Origin of the sequence: Streptomyces sp. NPDC093546, assembly GCF_044765045.1 — a bacterium.
Taxonomy (GTDB): Bacteria; Actinomycetota; Actinomycetes; order Streptomycetales; family Streptomycetaceae; genus Streptomyces.
The window spans coordinates 227202-243875 of sequence record NZ_JBIWJG010000009.1; the positions used below are offsets into that span (position 1 = coordinate 227202).

Genomic DNA, 16674 nt, shown 5'->3' on the forward strand with positions numbered 1-16674 from the left:
GAGCCCGGCGCCGGGCCGGAGCCCGGCGGGCAGCGCGAAGCGCGGCGGCCTCGGGCTCAGGTGAGCAACTCCTCGTAGAGGCGCGCGTACTGGGCCCCGAAACGCTCCGGTGCGAAACGCTCCTCCATCGTCGCCCGGCCCTGCTCCGACAGCACCTGCCACCAGTGCGGGCGCTCCAGCAGCTGGCGCAGCAGATGGCCCGTGCGGCGCGCGTCGCCGATCGGCGCCCGCAGCACCGTGTCGCCGAGCGCGGCGAACTCCGGACGGTCGCTCAGGATCACCGGGCGGCCCGTGCTCAGCGCCTCCAGGACGGTCGGCGGGATGTCCGTCGTGTCCGTCAGCTCCCACGGCACGTGCAGCAGCAGGTCCGCCGACGCCACCAGGGGCCGCATGTCGTCGACGTACCCGAGGACCTCCACGTCCCGCAGCCCCTCGCGCTCCGCCAGGCCGCGTACCTCCTCGTCCAGCGCCCGCGCGTCCTCCCCGGGACGGGCGCGCAGCGCCAGCGTCAGCCGGAAGCGGGCCCCGGCGCGGGCGGCCACCGCGGCCGCCCGTACGGCCTCCTCGGCGCCGCCGCCCCGCCCGTGACGCCCGGTCACCAGCACCTTCGGCGTGGGCCCCATCGGACGCGGCATCAGCGGCCACTGGTCCAGCCGCACCACCGGGGGGACGACCACCACCGGGCCGAACCCGGCGGTGCTCAGCTGCCGCGCGGTCGCCGACGACAGCGTCACCGTCCGGCCGAGCGGCCGCGCGCGGCGCAGCAGCCGTGCGTCGTGGACGCCGGTCACGGTGTGGAGCACCGGCCGTCCGGCGAGCAGCGGCGGCCACAGCCGGGAGGACAGGGGGTAGGCCTCGCCGATGGCCAGGACCGCGTGCACCAGGTCGGCGCGGCGCGCCAGTACGGCGGCGGCGACGGAGATCTGCAGGCGCTGGCGCGGCCGTGGGACGCCGTCGAGGGACAGGACGGGCACCGCACGCCCGGGCGGGACGCGGGAGACGGTCCTGGGCGCGCCGCGGGGCGGCCAGCGGGTGAACCAGGTGAACTCGACGTCCGGCACGGAGTCCAGGAGGGCGGCGGCCAGTTCGGTGTCGGCGTCGTCCCGCCCGTCGAGGGGCCCGCCGGTGAGCAGGAGGACGCGCGGTCTGCGGGCTCTAGCGTCCATGGCCGGGCTCCCTCCCCGGCAGGACGGCTGGGTGGTCGGACCGCGCGCCGGTCTCCTCGGCCCCGCCCGGCGCCGAGGGCGGCGGCGCTCTGGTGATCGGCGACGGGCGGGGCGGCTCGGTGGGTGGGCCTGGAGCGGTGGGCGGGCCGGGGGCGGCGCGTCGGCCGGGGGCAAGAGGCCGCCCGCCGTTCCCGGTCCGGCGGTGTGGACACCGGACCGGGAACGGCACGGCCGCGGTACCGGGGCCCGTCGCCGCGCCGATGCCGTCCAGCCCCTGAACGGACACCGGTGTGGCGGCGGTGACCCCCGGCACCGCATCCCCGGTGGTGGCGCGGGCGGGCGGCCGCATCCGCCCGGAGCCCCGCGTCCACCCGACCGCGACCGCGGCCTCGGTCGCGCGGTAGCGGAACAGGAGCACGGCGGCGACCGCAAAGAACAGCACCGTGGCCGTCCCCGCCGGGTGCGCGGCCACAGCGGCCACGGAGCCGGTGGCGGCGGTACCGGCCACCGTGCGGGCTCTGCGCATCCGGGGGATGGAGACGACGGCCACGGCGGCCCCCCACTGGCCCCGTGTCCGTGCACGGCCCGGTACGCCCCGAGCCGGGGGGAAGGGTGAGTTCAGCGTCGCGCGAGCGCGGTCACCGGGGTTGCCTGAAGCGCGGTCACCCGGAACGTCCGAGCTGCCCGGCCCGTCCGAGCTGCCCGAGCCGCCTGAGTGGGCCGGGTCGCCTGGGCCGTCGGAGTCGACCGCCCGGCGACGTCCGCCCGCCAGGTGCGGCGCCACGCGGGCCCGGCGGCGGCGGGGTGCCGAACACGGCCGGCGCACGGCGGCGCGGTGCGCGGTGGCGGCGAGGATCAGCCGGTCGGAGGCCCTGCGGGCCGGGCGCGTGGCGCCGGGGCCCGTGGGGGGCGCCGCGGAGGTACGGCACCGGGCACCCGCGGCGGCGGGCCAGTCGGTCGCCCGCCGCAGCGGGTGCGGAGCGAAAGGCGCCGGGCGACGGCCGGCCGGGAACGAGGACACGATGGGCCTCTTCCTGAGAGATGCCTGCCAGGAAATGACCTGCTGAATATCCAGCCTTAGCACACGTAGTTTGTCCGGTCAATCCTGCGGCACTCGTCGGCAGGGACGGGGCGATCGACTGACTGTGCCTGCCCCGCATTCGACTCACCCGCCTGCTTCGCGGCCCTGCTCGGCGGCGCCGCCGGCTCGGCGACACCCCGCAGGCGTACAGCCATGTCGCCCTGGTCAACACGGCGTTCGCCCTCTACGGCACCCGATCCGCCGGCCGGACGGGGAACGGGCACCGGGGCGTGTCCCGCGCGACGGTCGCGTAGGCGCCCGGAGCCCGTTCCACCTTCGAGGCGGTTCCCCCCGTCAGCCGCCGCCGGTCGGCGCGTCGGCGGCTCGCGGCCTGCGCAGCAGCGCCGAGGCGGCGAGTGCCGTGGTGAGCGCGGCGCAGGCCACGGACGCGGCGCCGGCCCAGGCGTACGCGCCGCCGAGACTGCCCTCCAGCAGGTTCAGGTGCCCGACGCCCGCCACGGCGTGCAGCGCGACGACTCCGACGCCGGTCGCCGCGCTCGCGGCCCAGACGCGGGCGGTGTCACGCAGGACGAGCCAGCCGCCCACGCCCAGGCAGAGCACGGTGACGGCGAAGGACAGCAGGCCGGCGCTGCCCCCGGAGCGCAGGGCGACGAGATCGGTGGGCAGGTGCAGCAGTCCGCAGACGAGCAGCACGAAGGCCACGGGCCAGCGCAGAGGGGAGCGGAGGGGGGAACGCAGGGCCGCGGAGGCCGCGTTGTCGCCGCGCCGCGTGGTGGTACGGCGCTGGGCGGCGGGCGCGGGCGCCGGCCCGCTGCCGGGTGCCGGGGCCGCGCCCAGGGCGCCGGGCGCGGCGGTGGTGGCGCCGTCGGGGGCGGGTGCGCCCTCGGCGCGCCGGGCGTCCTCGGATTCCCGGCCGCTTCGCGGCCAGCCTCCGCCGTCCTCCGTACCGAGGATGTCCACCAGCTGGGCGACGTCCTCGATGGGCCGGCCGACGGCCGCGGCGCGCAGGGTCGTCCCCGCTTCGTCGAGATTGTGCGGAGGTTCCCCCAGCATGGCGACCAGCTGCCGGACCTCCTCCAGGGGCCGGGCCACGGCGGCCGCGCGGAGCGCCTCGTCGCCGGGGCTGGACACCTCCTTGGTCCGCTTGAGCAGGCTCACCAGCGCGGCGACCTCCTCGAGCGGCCGGTAGGTGGCCGCGGTCCACAGCAGCGTGCGTATGGGCTCGTCGGTACCGTCGGCGGCCGGCTTCCCGGCCGCGTGCTCCTGAGACCCACGGGTGTCCTGAGACCTGTGGGTGTCCTCGGCCGCAGGGGCCTCCCGGGGCGCAAGGGCCTCCTGGAGTTCGCGGACCTCCGGCGGGGGAGGCGCCTGTGGCGCCGGGGCGGCGGCCGGGGGCGGCGCGTCGGCCGGAGCGGCCGCCGTCTGCGAGGCCGGCGGGAACGCCGGGAGAGGCGGGCTCTCGGGACCCGGCGCCGACGAGGCCGGCGGTGCGGCCGGGGGTGAGGCCGCGGGCGAGACCGGCGGCGGGGTCGGCGGCGCGTCCGGGCGGCCTACCGGCGGAGGGGTAGGGGGAGTTGTCGGATGGTCGGTGGTCATGGCGCGGCTCCATTCGCCGAACGTTCGGTGAGGCACACACCGTGTCGTTGCCCCATCTAAGGGGCATATCGCCCCATTGCGCCATCCGGGAGGGGCAGAAGAGGGGTGACGGTGTCGGCGAAGAGACCGGAGCGGTGGTTGAAGCGCACACCTTCAAAGGGCTGATGTGGTTGCCGTTTCAGCTGATTTGCACCTTTTGCCCGACTGCGGTCCACTAGAGGTGGAAGTCTGCATTCCTCCTGTGAAGGGGATGGTGGCATGTCAGTCATCGAGTCGGAGCTCCGGGACCGGACGGTCCTGGACGCAGATATCGAGTCCGCACTCAATCCGGCGGAGGCCGAAGGGTTCTACCGCGACACGCGCGAGTGCGCAGCGCTGGCCGTCCAGGCCGGCGCGGGACAGGTCCTGCTTGCGCCTCCGACTCCCCGGCCCAAGAAGGGCTGAGGGAGGGGCTGAATGGAGCAGCCCGGAGCACCCACCCGTCTGACGGGCGTGGTGCAGGATCTCACTTCCCAGGTGGTCTCCGCTCTTCGGAGCGGAGACCACGTCGGTGTCCTCCCGGCCGCCGTCTCCGGCGTCGGGGACGACGGCCTGGGCCTCGCCGCCGTACGCGTGCTCGGCGCGGACGCGTTGTTGCCGAGCGTGGCACTCCGTACGCCCCCCGACGCCGGCGATCTCGCCGTCTTCGAGCAGGCGGTACGCGCCTTCCCGCCGACCCCCGACGCCGCGCCGACCACGCGATGGAGCCACTGGGCCATGCGACGGCTCGTCAGTGCCGGTGGCGCCGCCGGCGGTGCCGACGGTGACGAGCCGTCGACCGCCTGGCTCGACGTGGCCCCCTGGCAGGTGCTGACCCATCAACTCGCCGTCCTCGCCGCTCTCGCCGTGCCCGCCGAGCCGGGGAGGGAGCCCGGCGTGTTCCGTGCGGCCGCGCGCCGACCGGTGGACGTGGCCCGCGGCTTCGTCCGGGCCGTACGCCGCCGCGACTGGCAGCAGGCCGCCGCCGCGGGACGCTGGCTGACGCTGCTGCCCGACGTCCCCGACACCCTCGGCCTCGAGCGCGGCCTGGAGTTCGTGGAGCTCATGGGCGGCACCGACCCGCGCGTGGACCTGCACCTGCGGGCCGCGTGGCTGCTGCGCGCCGGAGCGCCGGTGTGACGCCGCCCGCCGAGATCCGGGGCGTCGCCGAGGCGGCCCTGCGCTGGGTGTCGGAGCAGCGGCTCGGCTTCGCCCTCGACGAGCACGCGCTGGACGCCACCACCGACGTCAACCGCACCTGGAAGCCGCTGGGCGAACTGGCCCAGGTGTGCGTCTGTGTCACCCGGCACACGCCGCCCGGCACCCCCCTGCACCGCGCCGCGTCCGACCTCCTCGCCTTCGCCTGGGAACAGACCCGCGACGGCGCCCTCTTCGTCGACCTCCAACGGCTGGAGCCCTGGGCGTCGTACCCCCTGGAGATCTACGCCGCGTTCGCCTCCGCCGGTCTGCGGCACCACGGGTACGAGCAGTTCGTCTCCACGATCGCCCGGACGCGCGGCTGGCGGCTGCTCGAACTGCTCCCCAACCGCCGCCTCGGTGTGCTCAACTCCGAGCGCCGCAGCGGTCTGCCGCCGCACGCGGAGCCGGCCGAGGAGCTGGCCCGGACGTGGCTGGGCGGCCTCCCGGAACCGTGGACGTTCGAGCGGGGCGCCGGTTACACCCTCACGCACGTCGTCTTCCACCTCACCGACTGGGGCCGGGCCGTCGACCGCGTACCGCCGCACGTGGCGTCCTACGTGGAGACCTGGCTGCCGCCCTGGCTCGACACGTGCCTGGAGGACGAGCAGTGGGACCTGAGCTGTGAACTGCTGGCCATCGCGGCCAGTCTGCCGCGCCCCCCGGCCCCGGTGGTGGTCGAGGCCGGGTGGGCCGCAGTGGCGGGCGCCCAGGACGAACACGGGTCCCTCCCCGAAATGGGAGCGGGCCGTCACGGGCGGCCCGTGCCGCGCGACTTCCTCCACTGCTACCACTCCACCCTGATGGCGGCGTACGCCGGGGCGTTGACCCTCGCGCGCGTCGGAGCAGGGGGAGTCGTACAGGGAGCGGCCCCATGACGAGCACCCGCCTCATCCACACCGTCGGCGTGGGCGCCATCGAGTGGCTGTACGCCCACCGCGACGGCTTCCGCCTGGAACCGGACGCCGCGCCCGAGGTCGGCTTCCTGGAGCGCTTCAAGCCGGTCGGTGAACTGGCCGTCATCTGCAGGGTGCTGTTCCGCGAAGGCGTCGCCGGCTCCCGCCAGGCCGACCTCGCGCGCAAGCTGCTCGACCACGCCTGGCGCGAAGTCCTGGACGGCGGCCGGATGCTGGTGCGCGGCCAGCGGACCGAGCCGCTGTCGCCGATCCCCTTCGAGGTGTATGTGCCGCTGCGGGAACTGGGGTACCGCAACCCCGAGTTGGAGGAGTGGGCCCGGTTCAACCACCGGCTCGGCAGCTCGGCGGCCCTGGAGACCCAGCCCGTCCGGCGCCTCTGCCTCTCCGCGTACGAACGCCGCTTCGGCCTGGAGCCGCGCGTCCCGGAGGCCGAGGCCCTCGCGCGCACCTGGCTCGGGCGGACCCCCGAGCCGTGGACCGTGGACACCCGTGTCGGATACGACATCACCCACACCGTCTTCCACCTCACCGACTGGGGCGAGAACCCCGGCGGCCTGCCCCCCGACCTCGCCGCGTACCTGGCCCTCTGGCTGCCCGTCTGGCTGGACGACTGGGTGGACCTGCGCCGCTGGGACCTGCTCGGCGAGCTGCTCGTGGTGGACGCCTGCCTGCCCGAGCCCACTTTGGACGCGCCCGCCTGGGAGGCGTTCGCCGCGGCCCAGCAGCCCGACGGGGCGATGCCCGCGGTGCGGGACATGCCCGAGGGCGATCCCGAGGAGGTCTTCGACGTCGTGTACCACTCCACCCTGGTCGCCGCCTTCGCCTCCGTCCTGGCGACGTCGCGGGCCCTGGCGCGGCTGGCCGGGCCGTGACCGCGACCGGGCTCCGCGACGACACGGAGGTGCGGGCGCGGCTCGACGAGGCCGTCCGCGCCATGGACGCCCCCGACACCGTCGTCGCCTACTCGCGGGACGGCCGGCGCACCGTGCGCTGCGGCGGCACCGCGCCGCCCGGCCCCGTCCCGCGCGACCTGCTGCGGTACGAGCTCGGCTCGGCCTCCAAGCCGTACACCGGCCTGCTGCTGGCGGAGCTGGTCCGCTCGGGCGAGCTGTCCGGCGACGACCCGGCCGTCGCCCATCTGGACTCGGGCCACCGGCACGGGTGGCTCGCCGCGATCACGCTCACGCACCTGATCACCCACACCGCCGGGCTCCCCCCGCTGCCCCGCGACTTCTACCGCCAGGCCCTGCCCCACTGGACCACCAACCCCTACGCCGGCTACCCGCCCGAGCGGGTCGTGCGGGCCTTCCTGCGCAGCCGCCCGCGCCACCGCCCCGGCACCCGCTGGCGCTACTCGAACTTCGGCGTCTCCGTCCTCGGCCACACCCTCGCGGCCGCCACCGCGACCCCCTGGGAGGAGCTGCTCACCGGCCGGGTCCTGCGCCCCCTGGGCCTGACCGACACCGCCCTGCGGCCCGAGGGGCCGGGCACCGACGCCACCGGCCACAAGGTCGACGCCGCCACCCCCGTGCCCCCGCTCCTCATCGGCGGCTTCCAGGCGGCGGGGGCCGTGCGGACGACCCCGTACGACGCCCTCGCCTTCGTGGAGGCCCATCTGCGGCCCGCCGCCACCCCGCTGGCGGAGGCGCTGGGCGCGGTGCTCCGCCCCGTCCTGCGGCGTGGGTGGGGGCACCGGCACGTGCACACCCTGACCTGGTTTCGCCACCCCACGGACGAGGGCCCCCTGTACTTCCACGCCGGCGCGACCAGCGGCCAGCAGGCGTTCATCGGCTTCCGCCCCGACACGGGCACGGCGCTGGCCGCCTTCTGCACCCGCCGCCACCGCGGTGGCGACCCCTTCGTGGCGACGGCGTACGCACTGCTCCAGGACCCGCCGTAGAGGCAGGGGTCAAAATAGCTCATGTGTTCGGTTCAGGTTTACGCTGAGTGCCATGGCACGGCACCACATGCAGGGCTCCCTCTTCGACCAGAGCGACGAGACCGCTCTCGGACCGCTCACCGGCGTGCGGCGCACCGCCCTGACCGACGGGGCGTGGATCGACCTGCTCCCGGGCTGGCTGACCGGCGCCGACGCCCTCTTCGAGGAGCTCGCCGCCCACGTCCCCTGGCGCGCCGAACGGCGGCAGATGTACGACCACGAGGTCACCGTCCCGCGCCTGCTGGCCTTCTACGGCGAGGGCGACCCCCTGCCGCACCCCGTCCTGGAGGAGGCCCGCGCCGCGCTCTCCACGTACTACGCCGCCGAACTGGGCGAGCCCTTCGCCACGGCGGGCCTGTGCTACTACCGCGACGGCCGCGACAGCGTCGCCTGGCACGGAGACCGGACCGGCCGCGGCTCGCGCCAGGACACCATGGTCGCCATCCTCTCGGTGGGCGAGCCGCGCGACCTGGCGCTCCGGCCCCGGGGCGGCGGCGCCGCGTCCCTGCGCTTCCCCCTCGGCCACGGCGACCTCGTCGTGATGGGCGGCTCCTGCCAGCGCACGTGGGAGCACGCGATCCCCAAGACCACGAGGGACGTGGGACCCAGGATCAGCATCCAGTTCCGGCCGCGGGGTGTCGGCTGAGCCCCTCCCCGAGGACCTGCGGAACCCGCCCCTGTGCCCCCTCGGGCTCAGGCGACCGGGCGGACCCGCTGGCTCCCGAGTTCGTAGCGCGCCCCCACGACGGCCAGCCGGCCCGCCGCCACCGCGTCGGCCAGATCGGGCTCCCGGCCGAGCCGGTCGCGTACGAGTCGGACCTGCGCGGTGATCGTCGCGTCGACGCGGGCCTGGCCGCTGTGGCTCCGGTCGATCGCCGGACGGATCTGCTCCGCGACGTACGCGATGTGCGCGGGCAACTCCTCACCCGTCTCGTCCGCCCGCACCGCCGCTGTCACCGCGCCGCAGGACTGGTGCCCCAGCACCATCACCAGCGGGATGCCGAGCTCCAGGACGCCGTACGCGACGCTGCCGAGGACCGCCTCGTCCAGCACCTCACCCGCCGAGCGCACCGTCATCAGATCGCCGAGCCCCTGGTCGAAGACGAGCTCCGGCGGGACGCGCGAGTCGATGCAGCCGAGGACCAGGGCGAACGGGTGCTGGCCGGACACGGCCGCCACCCGGTCGGCCGCCGCCTCGTGCGGATGCGTCTGGTGCCGCGTGCGCCAGCGCCGGTTGCCCCGCGTCAGCTCGCGCAACGCGGCGGCGGGGGTCGTGGGCCGCGCCGGGGCGGCGGCCGTGCCCACCGCGCCCGCCGGCCCGGTGATGGCGAGGCCGAGGCCGGAGGCGGCCCCGAGCGCGGCCCCTCCGCCCAGCGCGCCGCGGAGCACTCCGCGCCGCGTCAACCGGTGCCGCGCGCCCCCGCTCCGGGTGGCGTCCAGTGCTGCCGTGCCGTCCTTCGATATCGAGGTCACGGCCGCACGGTAGGCCTGCGATACCGGTGTCTTCGGTCGTCTTTGACCACCGTTGGCCGGGAGTTGGGCGAATCCTGGACTCCGCTGACCGCATGTGTCCGCTCGGCGGCACAAGGTCACCCATGGTCCCGCCCCCGGATGCGGTGTTACAAATGAGCGTGGTCACCGTTCGCGACCGATTCCGTGGAGCCTCGGTTCGGTCACTGGCCGACAGGCGCCCGCGAAGCGTCGCGGGGCAGGTCTTCGTCCTGCAAGTGGCGCTGGTCGTGCTGCTGGTCCTCGGCGCCGTCCTCGCCCTCGTCCTCCAGTCGCGGGCCGACATCGACCGCGAGGCCCGCAACCGCTCCGTCGCCGTCGCCGAGTCCTTCGCCCACGCGCCGGGCATCGAGGAGGCCCTCGCCGCGCCCAACCCCTCCGCCGTCCTCCAGCCGCTCACCGAAGCCGCCCGCGGGCGTGCCGGGGTCGACTTCATCGTCGTGATGGACACCGACGGCACCCGCTACACCCACCCGCAGCCCGAACGGATCGGCGGCCGCTTCGTCGGCACCATAGAGCCCTCCCTGGCCGGCCGCGTCCACACCGAGAGCGTCGCGGGGCCCCTCGGCGACGAGGTCCAGGCCATCGTTCCCGTACGGAACGGCGACGGGCGGGTCATCGCCCTCGTCTCCGCCGGGCTCCAGGTCAAGAACGTCACCGGGCTGGTCAACCGCCAGCTCCCCGTCATCCTCGCCACCAGCGCGGCCGGCCTGGCCCTCGCCACCGCAGGGACCGCCCTCGTCGCCGGACGGCTGCGCCGCCAGACCCACGGGCTCGGACCCGCCGAGATGACCCGGGTCTACGAACACCACGACGCCGTCCTCCACGCCGTGCGCGAAGGCGTCGTCATCGTCGGCGGCGACGGGCGCCTCCTCCTCGCCAACGACGAGGCCAGACGCCTCCTCCAGCTGCCCCCCGACGCCGAGGGCCGCCCCATCCGCGAGCTGCCCGGCCTCGACCCGGGCGTCGCCGAGCTGCTCGCCTCCGGCCGCGTCGCCACCGACGAGGTCGTCCTCGCCGCCGACCGGCTCCTCGCCGTCAACCAGCGGGCCACCGACCGCGACGGCGGCCCCGCCGGCACCGTCGCCACCGTCCGCGACACCACCGAGCTCCGCGCCCTCAGCGGCCGCGCCGAGGGCGCCGCCCGGCGCCTGAACCTCCTGTACGACGCCGGGGTCGGCATCGGCACCAGCCTCGACGTCGTCCGCACCGCCGAGGAGCTCGCCGAGGTCGCCGTCCCGCGCTTCGCCGACTTCGTCACCGTCGACCTCGCCGACGCGGTGCTGCGCGGCGAGGAGCCCACCGGCACCGGCGCCGACATGCGCCGCACCGCCGTGGCCGGCATCCGCGACGACCACCCCCTCTACCCGCGCGGCAAGATGATCGGCTTCAAGCCGTCGACGCCGCAGGCCCGCGGGTACGGCAGCGGCCGCGCCGAGCTGGTGCCCGACCTCGCCCGCGCCCCCGGCTGGCAGGCGCAGGACCCGGAGCGGGCCGGCCGGATCGTCGCGTACGGCATCCACTCGCTGATCGCCGTGCCCCTCCAGGCCAGGGGAGTGGTGCTGGGCGTGGCGAACTTCTGGCGCTCCGAGAAGCCCGAGCCCTTCGAGGACGAGGACCTCTCCATCGCCGAGGAGCTGGTCACCCGCGCCGCCGTCTGCATCGACAACGCCCGCCGCTACACCCGCGAACACGCCATGGCGGTCACCCTCCAGCGCAGCCTGCTGCCCCGCGCCCTGCCCGAGCAGAGCGCCCTGGAGGTCGCCCACCGCTACCTGCCCGCCCAGTCCGGCGTCGGCGGCGACTGGTTCGACGTCATCCCGCTGCCCGGCAGCCGCGTCGCGCTCGTCGTCGGCGACGTCGTCGGCCACGGGCTGCACGCCGCCGCCACCATGGGCCGGCTGCGTACCGCCGTGCACAACTTCTCCACCCTCGACCTGCCGCCCGACGAGATCCTCGGCCGCCTCGACGACCTCGTCGGCCGCATCGACCAGGACGACCGCGACCCCCTCGACGGCGAACTGCCCTGCGGGCCGCCCGACGCCGGCATGACCGGCGCCACCTGCCTGTACGCCGTGTACGACCCGGTCTCGCGCCGCTGCGTGATGGCCCGTGCCGGGCACCCGCTGCCCGCCCTCGTCCACCCGGGCGGGCTCGTGGAGTTCCCCGACCTCCCGGCCGGGCCCCCGCTGGGCCTCGGCGGCATCCCCTTCGAGACCGCCGAACTCACCCTCGCCGAGGGCAGCCAGCTCGTCTTCTACACCGACGGCCTCATCGAGGACCGCACCCGCGACATCGACGTCGGTCTCGAACTGCTCCGCCAGGCCCTCGCCGTACCCGACCGGACCCCCGACGAGAGCTGCCGCGCGGTCTGCGAGGCGCTGCTGCCCGCCCACCCCAAGGACGACGTGGCGCTCCTCATCGCCCGCACCCGCGCCCTCGGCCCCGACCGGGTCGCCGACTGGGACGTCCCCTTCCACCCGGGCGCCGTCGCGAAGGTACGCGCCGACGCCGCCCGGCAGCTGGAGGAGTGGGGCCTGTCGGAGCTGGCGTTCACCACCGAGCTCATCCTCAGCGAGCTCATCACCAACGCCATCCGCTACGGCTCCCCGCCGGTCCACGTCCGCCTCCTCCGCGACCGCGGCCTGACCTGCGAGGTCTCCGACACCAGCAGCACCTCCCCGCACCTGCGGTACGCCGCCACCACCGACGAGGGCGGCCGCGGCCTGTTCCTCGTCGCCCAGCTCTCCGAACGCTGGGGCACCCGCTACACCGGCCACGGCAAGGTCATCTGGGCCGAACAGCCACCCCCCGACGCCACCCGGCCGGACACGGCCGCCGAGGGAGCGCTGCTCTTCGACCTCCTGGACGCCGACCCGATCTGAGGTCCCGGCCCGGCCCTGTCCCCTCCAGGCCCTCGACAACGCCTGTTGCCGTGACGGCAACGCCGCTGGGCCCGCGCCGCCGCCCGGTCCAGCATGAGCCGGCAGAGGAATCCGGCAGACGGATCCGGCGGACGGAAGGCGTGCCCCGTGACCACGACACCCCTGGCTGAACAGCCCCCACTGAGCGCGCGCAGGCGCTGGACGGTGCTCGCCGTCTGCGCGCTGAGCATGTTCCTCGTCGGGCTCGACACCACCATCGTCAACGTCGGCCTCCCCGAGATCGGCCGGGGCCTGGGGGGTGTTTCCACCCGGGGCCTGGAATGGGTCGTGGACTCCTACACGGTGGTCCTGGCCGCCCTCCTCATCGCCTCCGGCGCGCTCGCCGACCGCTTCGGCCGCCGCCGCGTCCTCCGGACCGGGCTCGCCGTCTTCGCGGTCGCCTCCCTCGCCTGCGCGGCGGCCCCCTCGCTCGGCTTCCTCGTCACGGCCCGGGCCGTGCAGGGCGTCGGCGCGTCCATGCTGAGCCCCGTGGCCCTCGCGATCGTGGTGAACGCCATGCCCGACCCCCGCGAACGGGCCCGCGCGATCGGCGTGTGGGCGTCCGTCTTCGGACTCAGCATGGCGGCCGGCCCGGTCACCGGGGGAGCGCTCATCGAGGCGCTCGGCTGGCGCTCGGTGTTCTGGGTCAACGCCCCGGTCGTCGTCGCCGCCCTCGTCCTGGTCGCCCTCTTCGTACCGGAGTCCCACGGGCAGCGCACACGGCGGCTCGACCTGCCCGGCCAGGTCCTGCTCACCGCGGCCCTGTGCGCCGCGGTCGGCGTCCTCATCGAGGGACCTCGAATCGGCTGGGCCTCGCCGTGGGCCGTGGCCGGTTACGCCGCGGTCGCGGCGTCGACGGCCGCGTTCGTCCGGGTCGAACTCCGCCGCCCCGAACCCCTGATGGACCTCGGGCTCTTCCGGCGGCCGCGCTTCACCACGGCGGTGCTCGGGGCCGTGGCGGTGTTCGTCGCGCTCAACGTGAGCCTGCTGCTCACCACGCTCCACCTCCAGCACGCCCGCGGCTGGACGCCGCTCGAAGCCGGGGCCGCGACCCTCCCCATGGCGCTCGGCGCCACCGTCTGCGCCCCCTGGTCCGGCAGCCTGGTGGCGCGGCGCGGACCACGCCGCCCGCTCGTCCTCGCGGGGGCGTTCACCGCCGCCGGCGGCCTGTGCATGGCGTACCCCGGTACGGACACGAGCGTCCCGCTGCTGCTCCTCGCCCACCTGCTCATCGGCATCGGGTTCGGCTTCGCCAACGCGCCGCTCACCAACACCGCCGTCAGCGGGCTGCCCCCCTCGCGGGCCGGCGTGGCCGGGGCCGTCACCTCCACCGCGCGCCAGGTCGGCGCGGCGGTCGGGGTCGCCGTCGCGGGCGGGCTGGTCACCGGCGCCGGCCCCGGCGGCCTCGCCCACGCGTCCCGCCCCGGCTGGCTGCTCGTCGCGGCCTGCGGAGCGTTCCTCCTCGTCGTGGCCCGGGCTTCGGGGGAGGCCGCCGGCCCGGGCGGCCGGGGCGTCTATGCTCGGGCGTCGACCCCGGTGAACGCAGACAAGGAGCCCCGATGGACGCCCGGCACTTCGACCGGATCAACGCCTTCGTGGAAGCGCGGCTGACGCCGCTCTTCGACCCCGAGACGGGCAGCGAGCACGGCTTCGGGATGGACGACACCTCGCGGGCCCTGCGCGCGCTGCGGAACACCGCGCTGGCCGCCGCGGCGGTGAAGGGCCTCGTGGAGCGGCGGGCCACGGCCGAGCCCCAGCTGCGCGGCGTCATCGACCAGGCCCTGGAGCAGAACTGGGACGTGCTGCGGGGCATCGCCCGGCACTGGGAGGACCACCCGGACTTCGCCCGGGAGTTCAAGCTCGACTGGTGGTCGCTGACCGAGGCCCCGGCCGCCACGGCCTAGGAGGGAGAGCCCGCGCGGGCTCCCTCAGCCCGACACCGCGCGCAGCGCCCCCGGGCGGCGCCCGGTGAGGCCGTCCAGCGCCGCCGCGGTGGCGTCGTCCGCCGGCAGGTGCACGATCAGCCGCTGGTCGTCGTCGGCGGGCAGCTCCAGCGTCTCGTACGCCAGGCGCAGCGCGCCCGCCTCGGGGTGCTTCAGGCGCGTGATGCCCGTGGCCGCCGGGAGCCCCGGCAGCGTGCGCACCCGCTCGGTGAACGCCGCCCCCGCCGTCACTCCCAACTCGTCGGCGAGCGCGGCCACATGCGGGTCGGACCGGAAGGGGCCCTGCTTCAGGGCGGCGACCTGTTCGTCGGCGACCCGGTCCCAGTCGGGGAACGCCTCCCGCGCCCGACCGTCGGCGAAGACGAACCGGGCCAGGTTCGGCGGGGCCCCGTCCAGCATGCCGACGGGCCCGGCGAGCGCCTCGTACCCGGCCGTCCAGGCCAGCAGGTCGCCGATCCGGTTCAGCAACACCGCCGGGGCCGGCTCCAGCCGGTCCAGCAGCGCCCGCACGGTCGGCCGGACCGTGAGCACCGGTGGCGCGGAAGCGCCGCACATCGAGGTGGGGTCCGCGCCCTTGGTCAGGCGGTGCAGGTGTATCCGCTCGGCCGCCGTCAGCCGCAGCGCCTCCGCCAGCGCCGCGATCACCTGCGGCGAGGGATGCCGGTCGCGGCCCTGCTCCAGGCGCGTCACGTACTCGACGCTCACCCCGGCCAGGGTGGCGAGCTCCGCCCGGCGCAGGCCCGGGGTGCGGCGGCGCGGCCCGGTGGGCAGGCCGACCTCGGCGGGGGTGACGGCCTCTCGGCGCGTACGCAGGAACAGGCCCAGTTCGTTGTCGCTCACCTGTCCGAAGGTAGCAACCGCGCCGGCCCGGATGGTGGCCCTGTCCCTACCAGTCTCCGCCCGGCCTTCCTGGTATCCGCCCACCCCGGCAGGTTGGAGGGCGTGACCGCACCGGTCGCCCGTCCCGACTTACCAGGAGAGCCCCCATGTCCGCACAGCCCCTTCGCCTCGCGGTCCTCGTCGGCAGCGTCAGGGAGGGCCGCTTCGGCCCCGTCGTCGCCCGCTGGTTCGCCGAACACGCCCGGCTCCACAACGGGTTCGAGGTCGACGTCATCGACCTCGCCGACGTCGAACTGCCGCTCGCCCTGCCGCCGATGCCGCCCGCGATGGACCCCGGCATGCCCCGCCCGGCCGGGATGGCGGACCTCACCCGCCGGCTCGCGGAGGCCGACGCCGTGGTCGTCGTCACGCCCGACTACAACCGCAGCTTCCCCGCCTCCCTCAAGGCCGCCATCGACTGGCACTACTCCGAATGGCAGGCCAAGCCCATCGGCTTCGTCGGCTACAGCGGCGCCAGCGGCGGCCTGCTCGCCATCGAGCAGCTGCGCCAGGTCTTCGGCGAACTGAACGCCCACACCGTCCGGGACTACGTCAGCTTCCCCCGCTACTACCTCCTCTTCGACGAGGACGGCAACCTCAGGGACCCCGAGGAGCACGCCGCGGCCGCGAAGGTGATGCTCGACCAACTCGACTGGTGGGGCTCGGTCCTCCGCCACGCCCGCCGCGAGCACCCCTACCCCGCCCGGTGACCGCCGCCCGGTGACCGCCGCGCGCGGATACGCTGGACGGCGATGTTCACACCCCAGGGCCCGACCCTCCGCGAACTCGCCGTCCAGGCGCTCTCCTCCACCGAGCACGGCTACGACCTGCTGGCGCCGAAGTTCGACCAGACCCCCTTCCGCACCTCCGACCGGCTGCTCGACGCGGTCACCGACGCCCTGCGGCCCCTCGGGCCGTTCCGCGCGGGCCTCGACGTGTGCTGCGGCACCGGGGCGGGTGTCCGCGTGCTGCGCCAGGTGTGCGAGGAGCAGGTCACCGGCGTCGACTTCAGCGCCGGCATGCTCGCCCGGGCCCGCTCCACCCACCCGGAGGCCCCCGGCGGACCCCGGCAGCGGTGGGTGCGCGCCGACGCCCGCGCGCTGCCGTTCCGGGGGGCGTTCGACCTCGCCGTGAGCTTCGGCGCCTTCGGGCACTTCCTGCCCCGCGAGCGCCCCGCCCTCTTCCACGAGGTGTACGCCGCGCTGCGCCCCGGCGGCCTGTTCGCCTTCCCGGTCCCCGCGCCGCCGCCGGTCGGCTCCCGGCCCTACGTCGCGCTGTGGGGCTTCGACCTGGCGATGCGGGTCCGCAACCTGCTGTGGCGGCCGCGCTTCATCATGTACTACCGCACCTTCCGCCTCCCCGACGTGCTGCGCGACCTCACCGACGCGGGCTTCACCACCGGGCTGACGGCGCTCCCCGCCCTCGGCGCCCGCGCCGACGGGACGCCCCGCTGCCGCCTGGTGATCGCGCGCCGGTAGGTTGGGCACCCGCCCCCCGCCCGTGCCGCCTCCTCGGCGCAACCTCGTCCGCTCGGCGGCTCCTGA

At 75.7% G+C, this 16674-nt stretch carries 16 protein-coding genes; 11 read left to right on the forward strand and 5 right to left on the reverse strand.

The genetic code is table 11. The annotated features are described in order from the left end of the window. Window positions 1–56 precede the first annotated feature (56 nt). The 3 genes from ACIRNI_RS21335 to ACIRNI_RS21345 form a co-directional block, all read right to left on the reverse strand. Window positions 57–1166, reverse strand: a complete 1110-nt coding sequence (locus tag ACIRNI_RS21335; RefSeq protein ID WP_403553197.1) for a glycosyltransferase — start codon at window positions 1164–1166, stop codon at window positions 57–59. Then, window positions 1156–1692, reverse strand: coding sequence for a hypothetical protein (locus tag ACIRNI_RS21340; protein WP_403553199.1), 537 nt, complete (start codon window positions 1690–1692; stop codon window positions 1156–1158). The genes ACIRNI_RS21335 and ACIRNI_RS21340 overlap by 11 nt, the downstream gene beginning before the upstream one ends. Window positions 1693–2541: 849 nt before the next feature. Beyond that, the gene (locus ACIRNI_RS21345; RefSeq protein WP_403553201.1) at window positions 2542–3804 is read right to left on the reverse strand and encodes a hypothetical protein; all 1263 of its coding nucleotides are present in this window, start codon (window positions 3802–3804) and stop codon (window positions 2542–2544) included. A gap of 258 nt (window positions 3805–4062) precedes the next feature. Between ACIRNI_RS21345 and ACIRNI_RS21350 the strand changes: the two genes are divergently transcribed. From ACIRNI_RS21350 to ACIRNI_RS21375, 6 genes are all read left to right on the forward strand, one after another. Further along, window positions 4063–4248 carry a hypothetical protein gene (locus ACIRNI_RS21350; RefSeq protein ID WP_403553202.1) on the forward strand — a complete coding sequence of 62 codons (186 nt, stop codon included), beginning with the start codon at window positions 4063–4065 and terminating at the stop codon, window positions 4246–4248. Window positions 4249–4260: 12 nt separating this feature from the next. Beyond that, entirely contained in the window at window positions 4261–4962 is a 702-nt protein-coding gene (locus ACIRNI_RS21355; protein ID WP_403553204.1) for a hypothetical protein, read from the forward strand. Next, window positions 4959–5897: a DUF6895 family protein gene (locus ACIRNI_RS21360; protein WP_403553206.1), complete on the forward strand. Its 939-nt coding sequence runs from the start codon at window positions 4959–4961 to the stop codon at window positions 5895–5897. Before ACIRNI_RS21355 ends, ACIRNI_RS21360 begins: the two co-directional genes overlap by 4 nt. Beyond that, entirely contained in the window at window positions 5894–6808 is a 915-nt protein-coding gene (locus tag ACIRNI_RS21365; protein WP_403553207.1) for a DUF6895 family protein, read from the forward strand. The genes ACIRNI_RS21360 and ACIRNI_RS21365 overlap by 4 nt, the downstream gene beginning before the upstream one ends. Window positions 6809–6870: 62 nt before the next feature. After that, a complete protein-coding gene (locus ACIRNI_RS21370; RefSeq protein ID WP_403553292.1) occupies window positions 6871–7836 on the forward strand; it encodes a serine hydrolase domain-containing protein in 966 nt (321 codons plus the stop codon). A gap of 52 nt (window positions 7837–7888) precedes the next feature. Continuing rightward, window positions 7889–8521 carry an alpha-ketoglutarate-dependent dioxygenase AlkB family protein gene (locus ACIRNI_RS21375; protein WP_403553209.1) on the forward strand — a complete coding sequence of 211 codons (633 nt, stop codon included), beginning with the start codon at window positions 7889–7891 and terminating at the stop codon, window positions 8519–8521. Between the two features lie 47 nt (window positions 8522–8568). On the opposite strand, the gene ACIRNI_RS21380 is transcribed toward ACIRNI_RS21375, so the two are convergent. Further along, complete coding sequence (locus ACIRNI_RS21380; protein ID WP_403553294.1) at window positions 8569–9315, reverse strand: carbonic anhydrase; 747 nt, start codon at window positions 9313–9315, stop codon at window positions 8569–8571. Between the two features lie 185 nt (window positions 9316–9500). On the opposite strand from ACIRNI_RS21380, the gene ACIRNI_RS21385 reads away from it, so the two are divergent. The 3 genes from ACIRNI_RS21385 to ACIRNI_RS21395 all read left to right on the forward strand — a co-directional run bounded on the left by ACIRNI_RS21385 (window position 9501) and on the right by ACIRNI_RS21395 (window position 14212). After that, entirely contained in the window at window positions 9501–12269 is a 2769-nt protein-coding gene (locus ACIRNI_RS21385) for a SpoIIE family protein phosphatase (RefSeq protein ID WP_403553211.1), read from the forward strand. A 147-nt stretch (window positions 12270–12416) separates the two neighbouring features. Beyond that, entirely contained in the window at window positions 12417–13919 is a 1503-nt protein-coding gene (locus tag ACIRNI_RS21390) for an MFS transporter (RefSeq protein ID WP_403553213.1), read from the forward strand. Next, window positions 13868–14212, forward strand: coding sequence for a hypothetical protein (locus tag ACIRNI_RS21395; protein ID WP_403553215.1), 345 nt, complete (start codon window positions 13868–13870; stop codon window positions 14210–14212). The genes ACIRNI_RS21390 and ACIRNI_RS21395 overlap by 52 nt, the downstream gene beginning before the upstream one ends. Before the next feature lie 24 nt (window positions 14213–14236). On the opposite strand, the gene ACIRNI_RS21400 is transcribed toward ACIRNI_RS21395, so the two are convergent. Further along, on the reverse strand, window positions 14237–15091 hold the full coding sequence (locus ACIRNI_RS21400) for a helix-turn-helix domain-containing protein (protein WP_403553217.1): 855 nt from the start codon (window positions 15089–15091) through the stop codon (window positions 14237–14239). Window positions 15092–15237: 146 nt separating this feature from the next. On the opposite strand from ACIRNI_RS21400, the gene ACIRNI_RS21405 reads away from it, so the two are divergent. Beyond that, on the forward strand, window positions 15238–15840 hold the full coding sequence (locus ACIRNI_RS21405; protein WP_403553218.1) for an NADPH-dependent FMN reductase: 603 nt from the start codon (window positions 15238–15240) through the stop codon (window positions 15838–15840). A gap of 42 nt (window positions 15841–15882) precedes the next feature. After that, window positions 15883–16608 (forward strand): class I SAM-dependent methyltransferase, encoded by a 726-nt coding sequence (locus ACIRNI_RS21410; protein ID WP_403553220.1) that lies wholly within the window; start codon window positions 15883–15885, stop codon window positions 16606–16608. Window positions 16609–16674 lie beyond the last annotated feature (66 nt).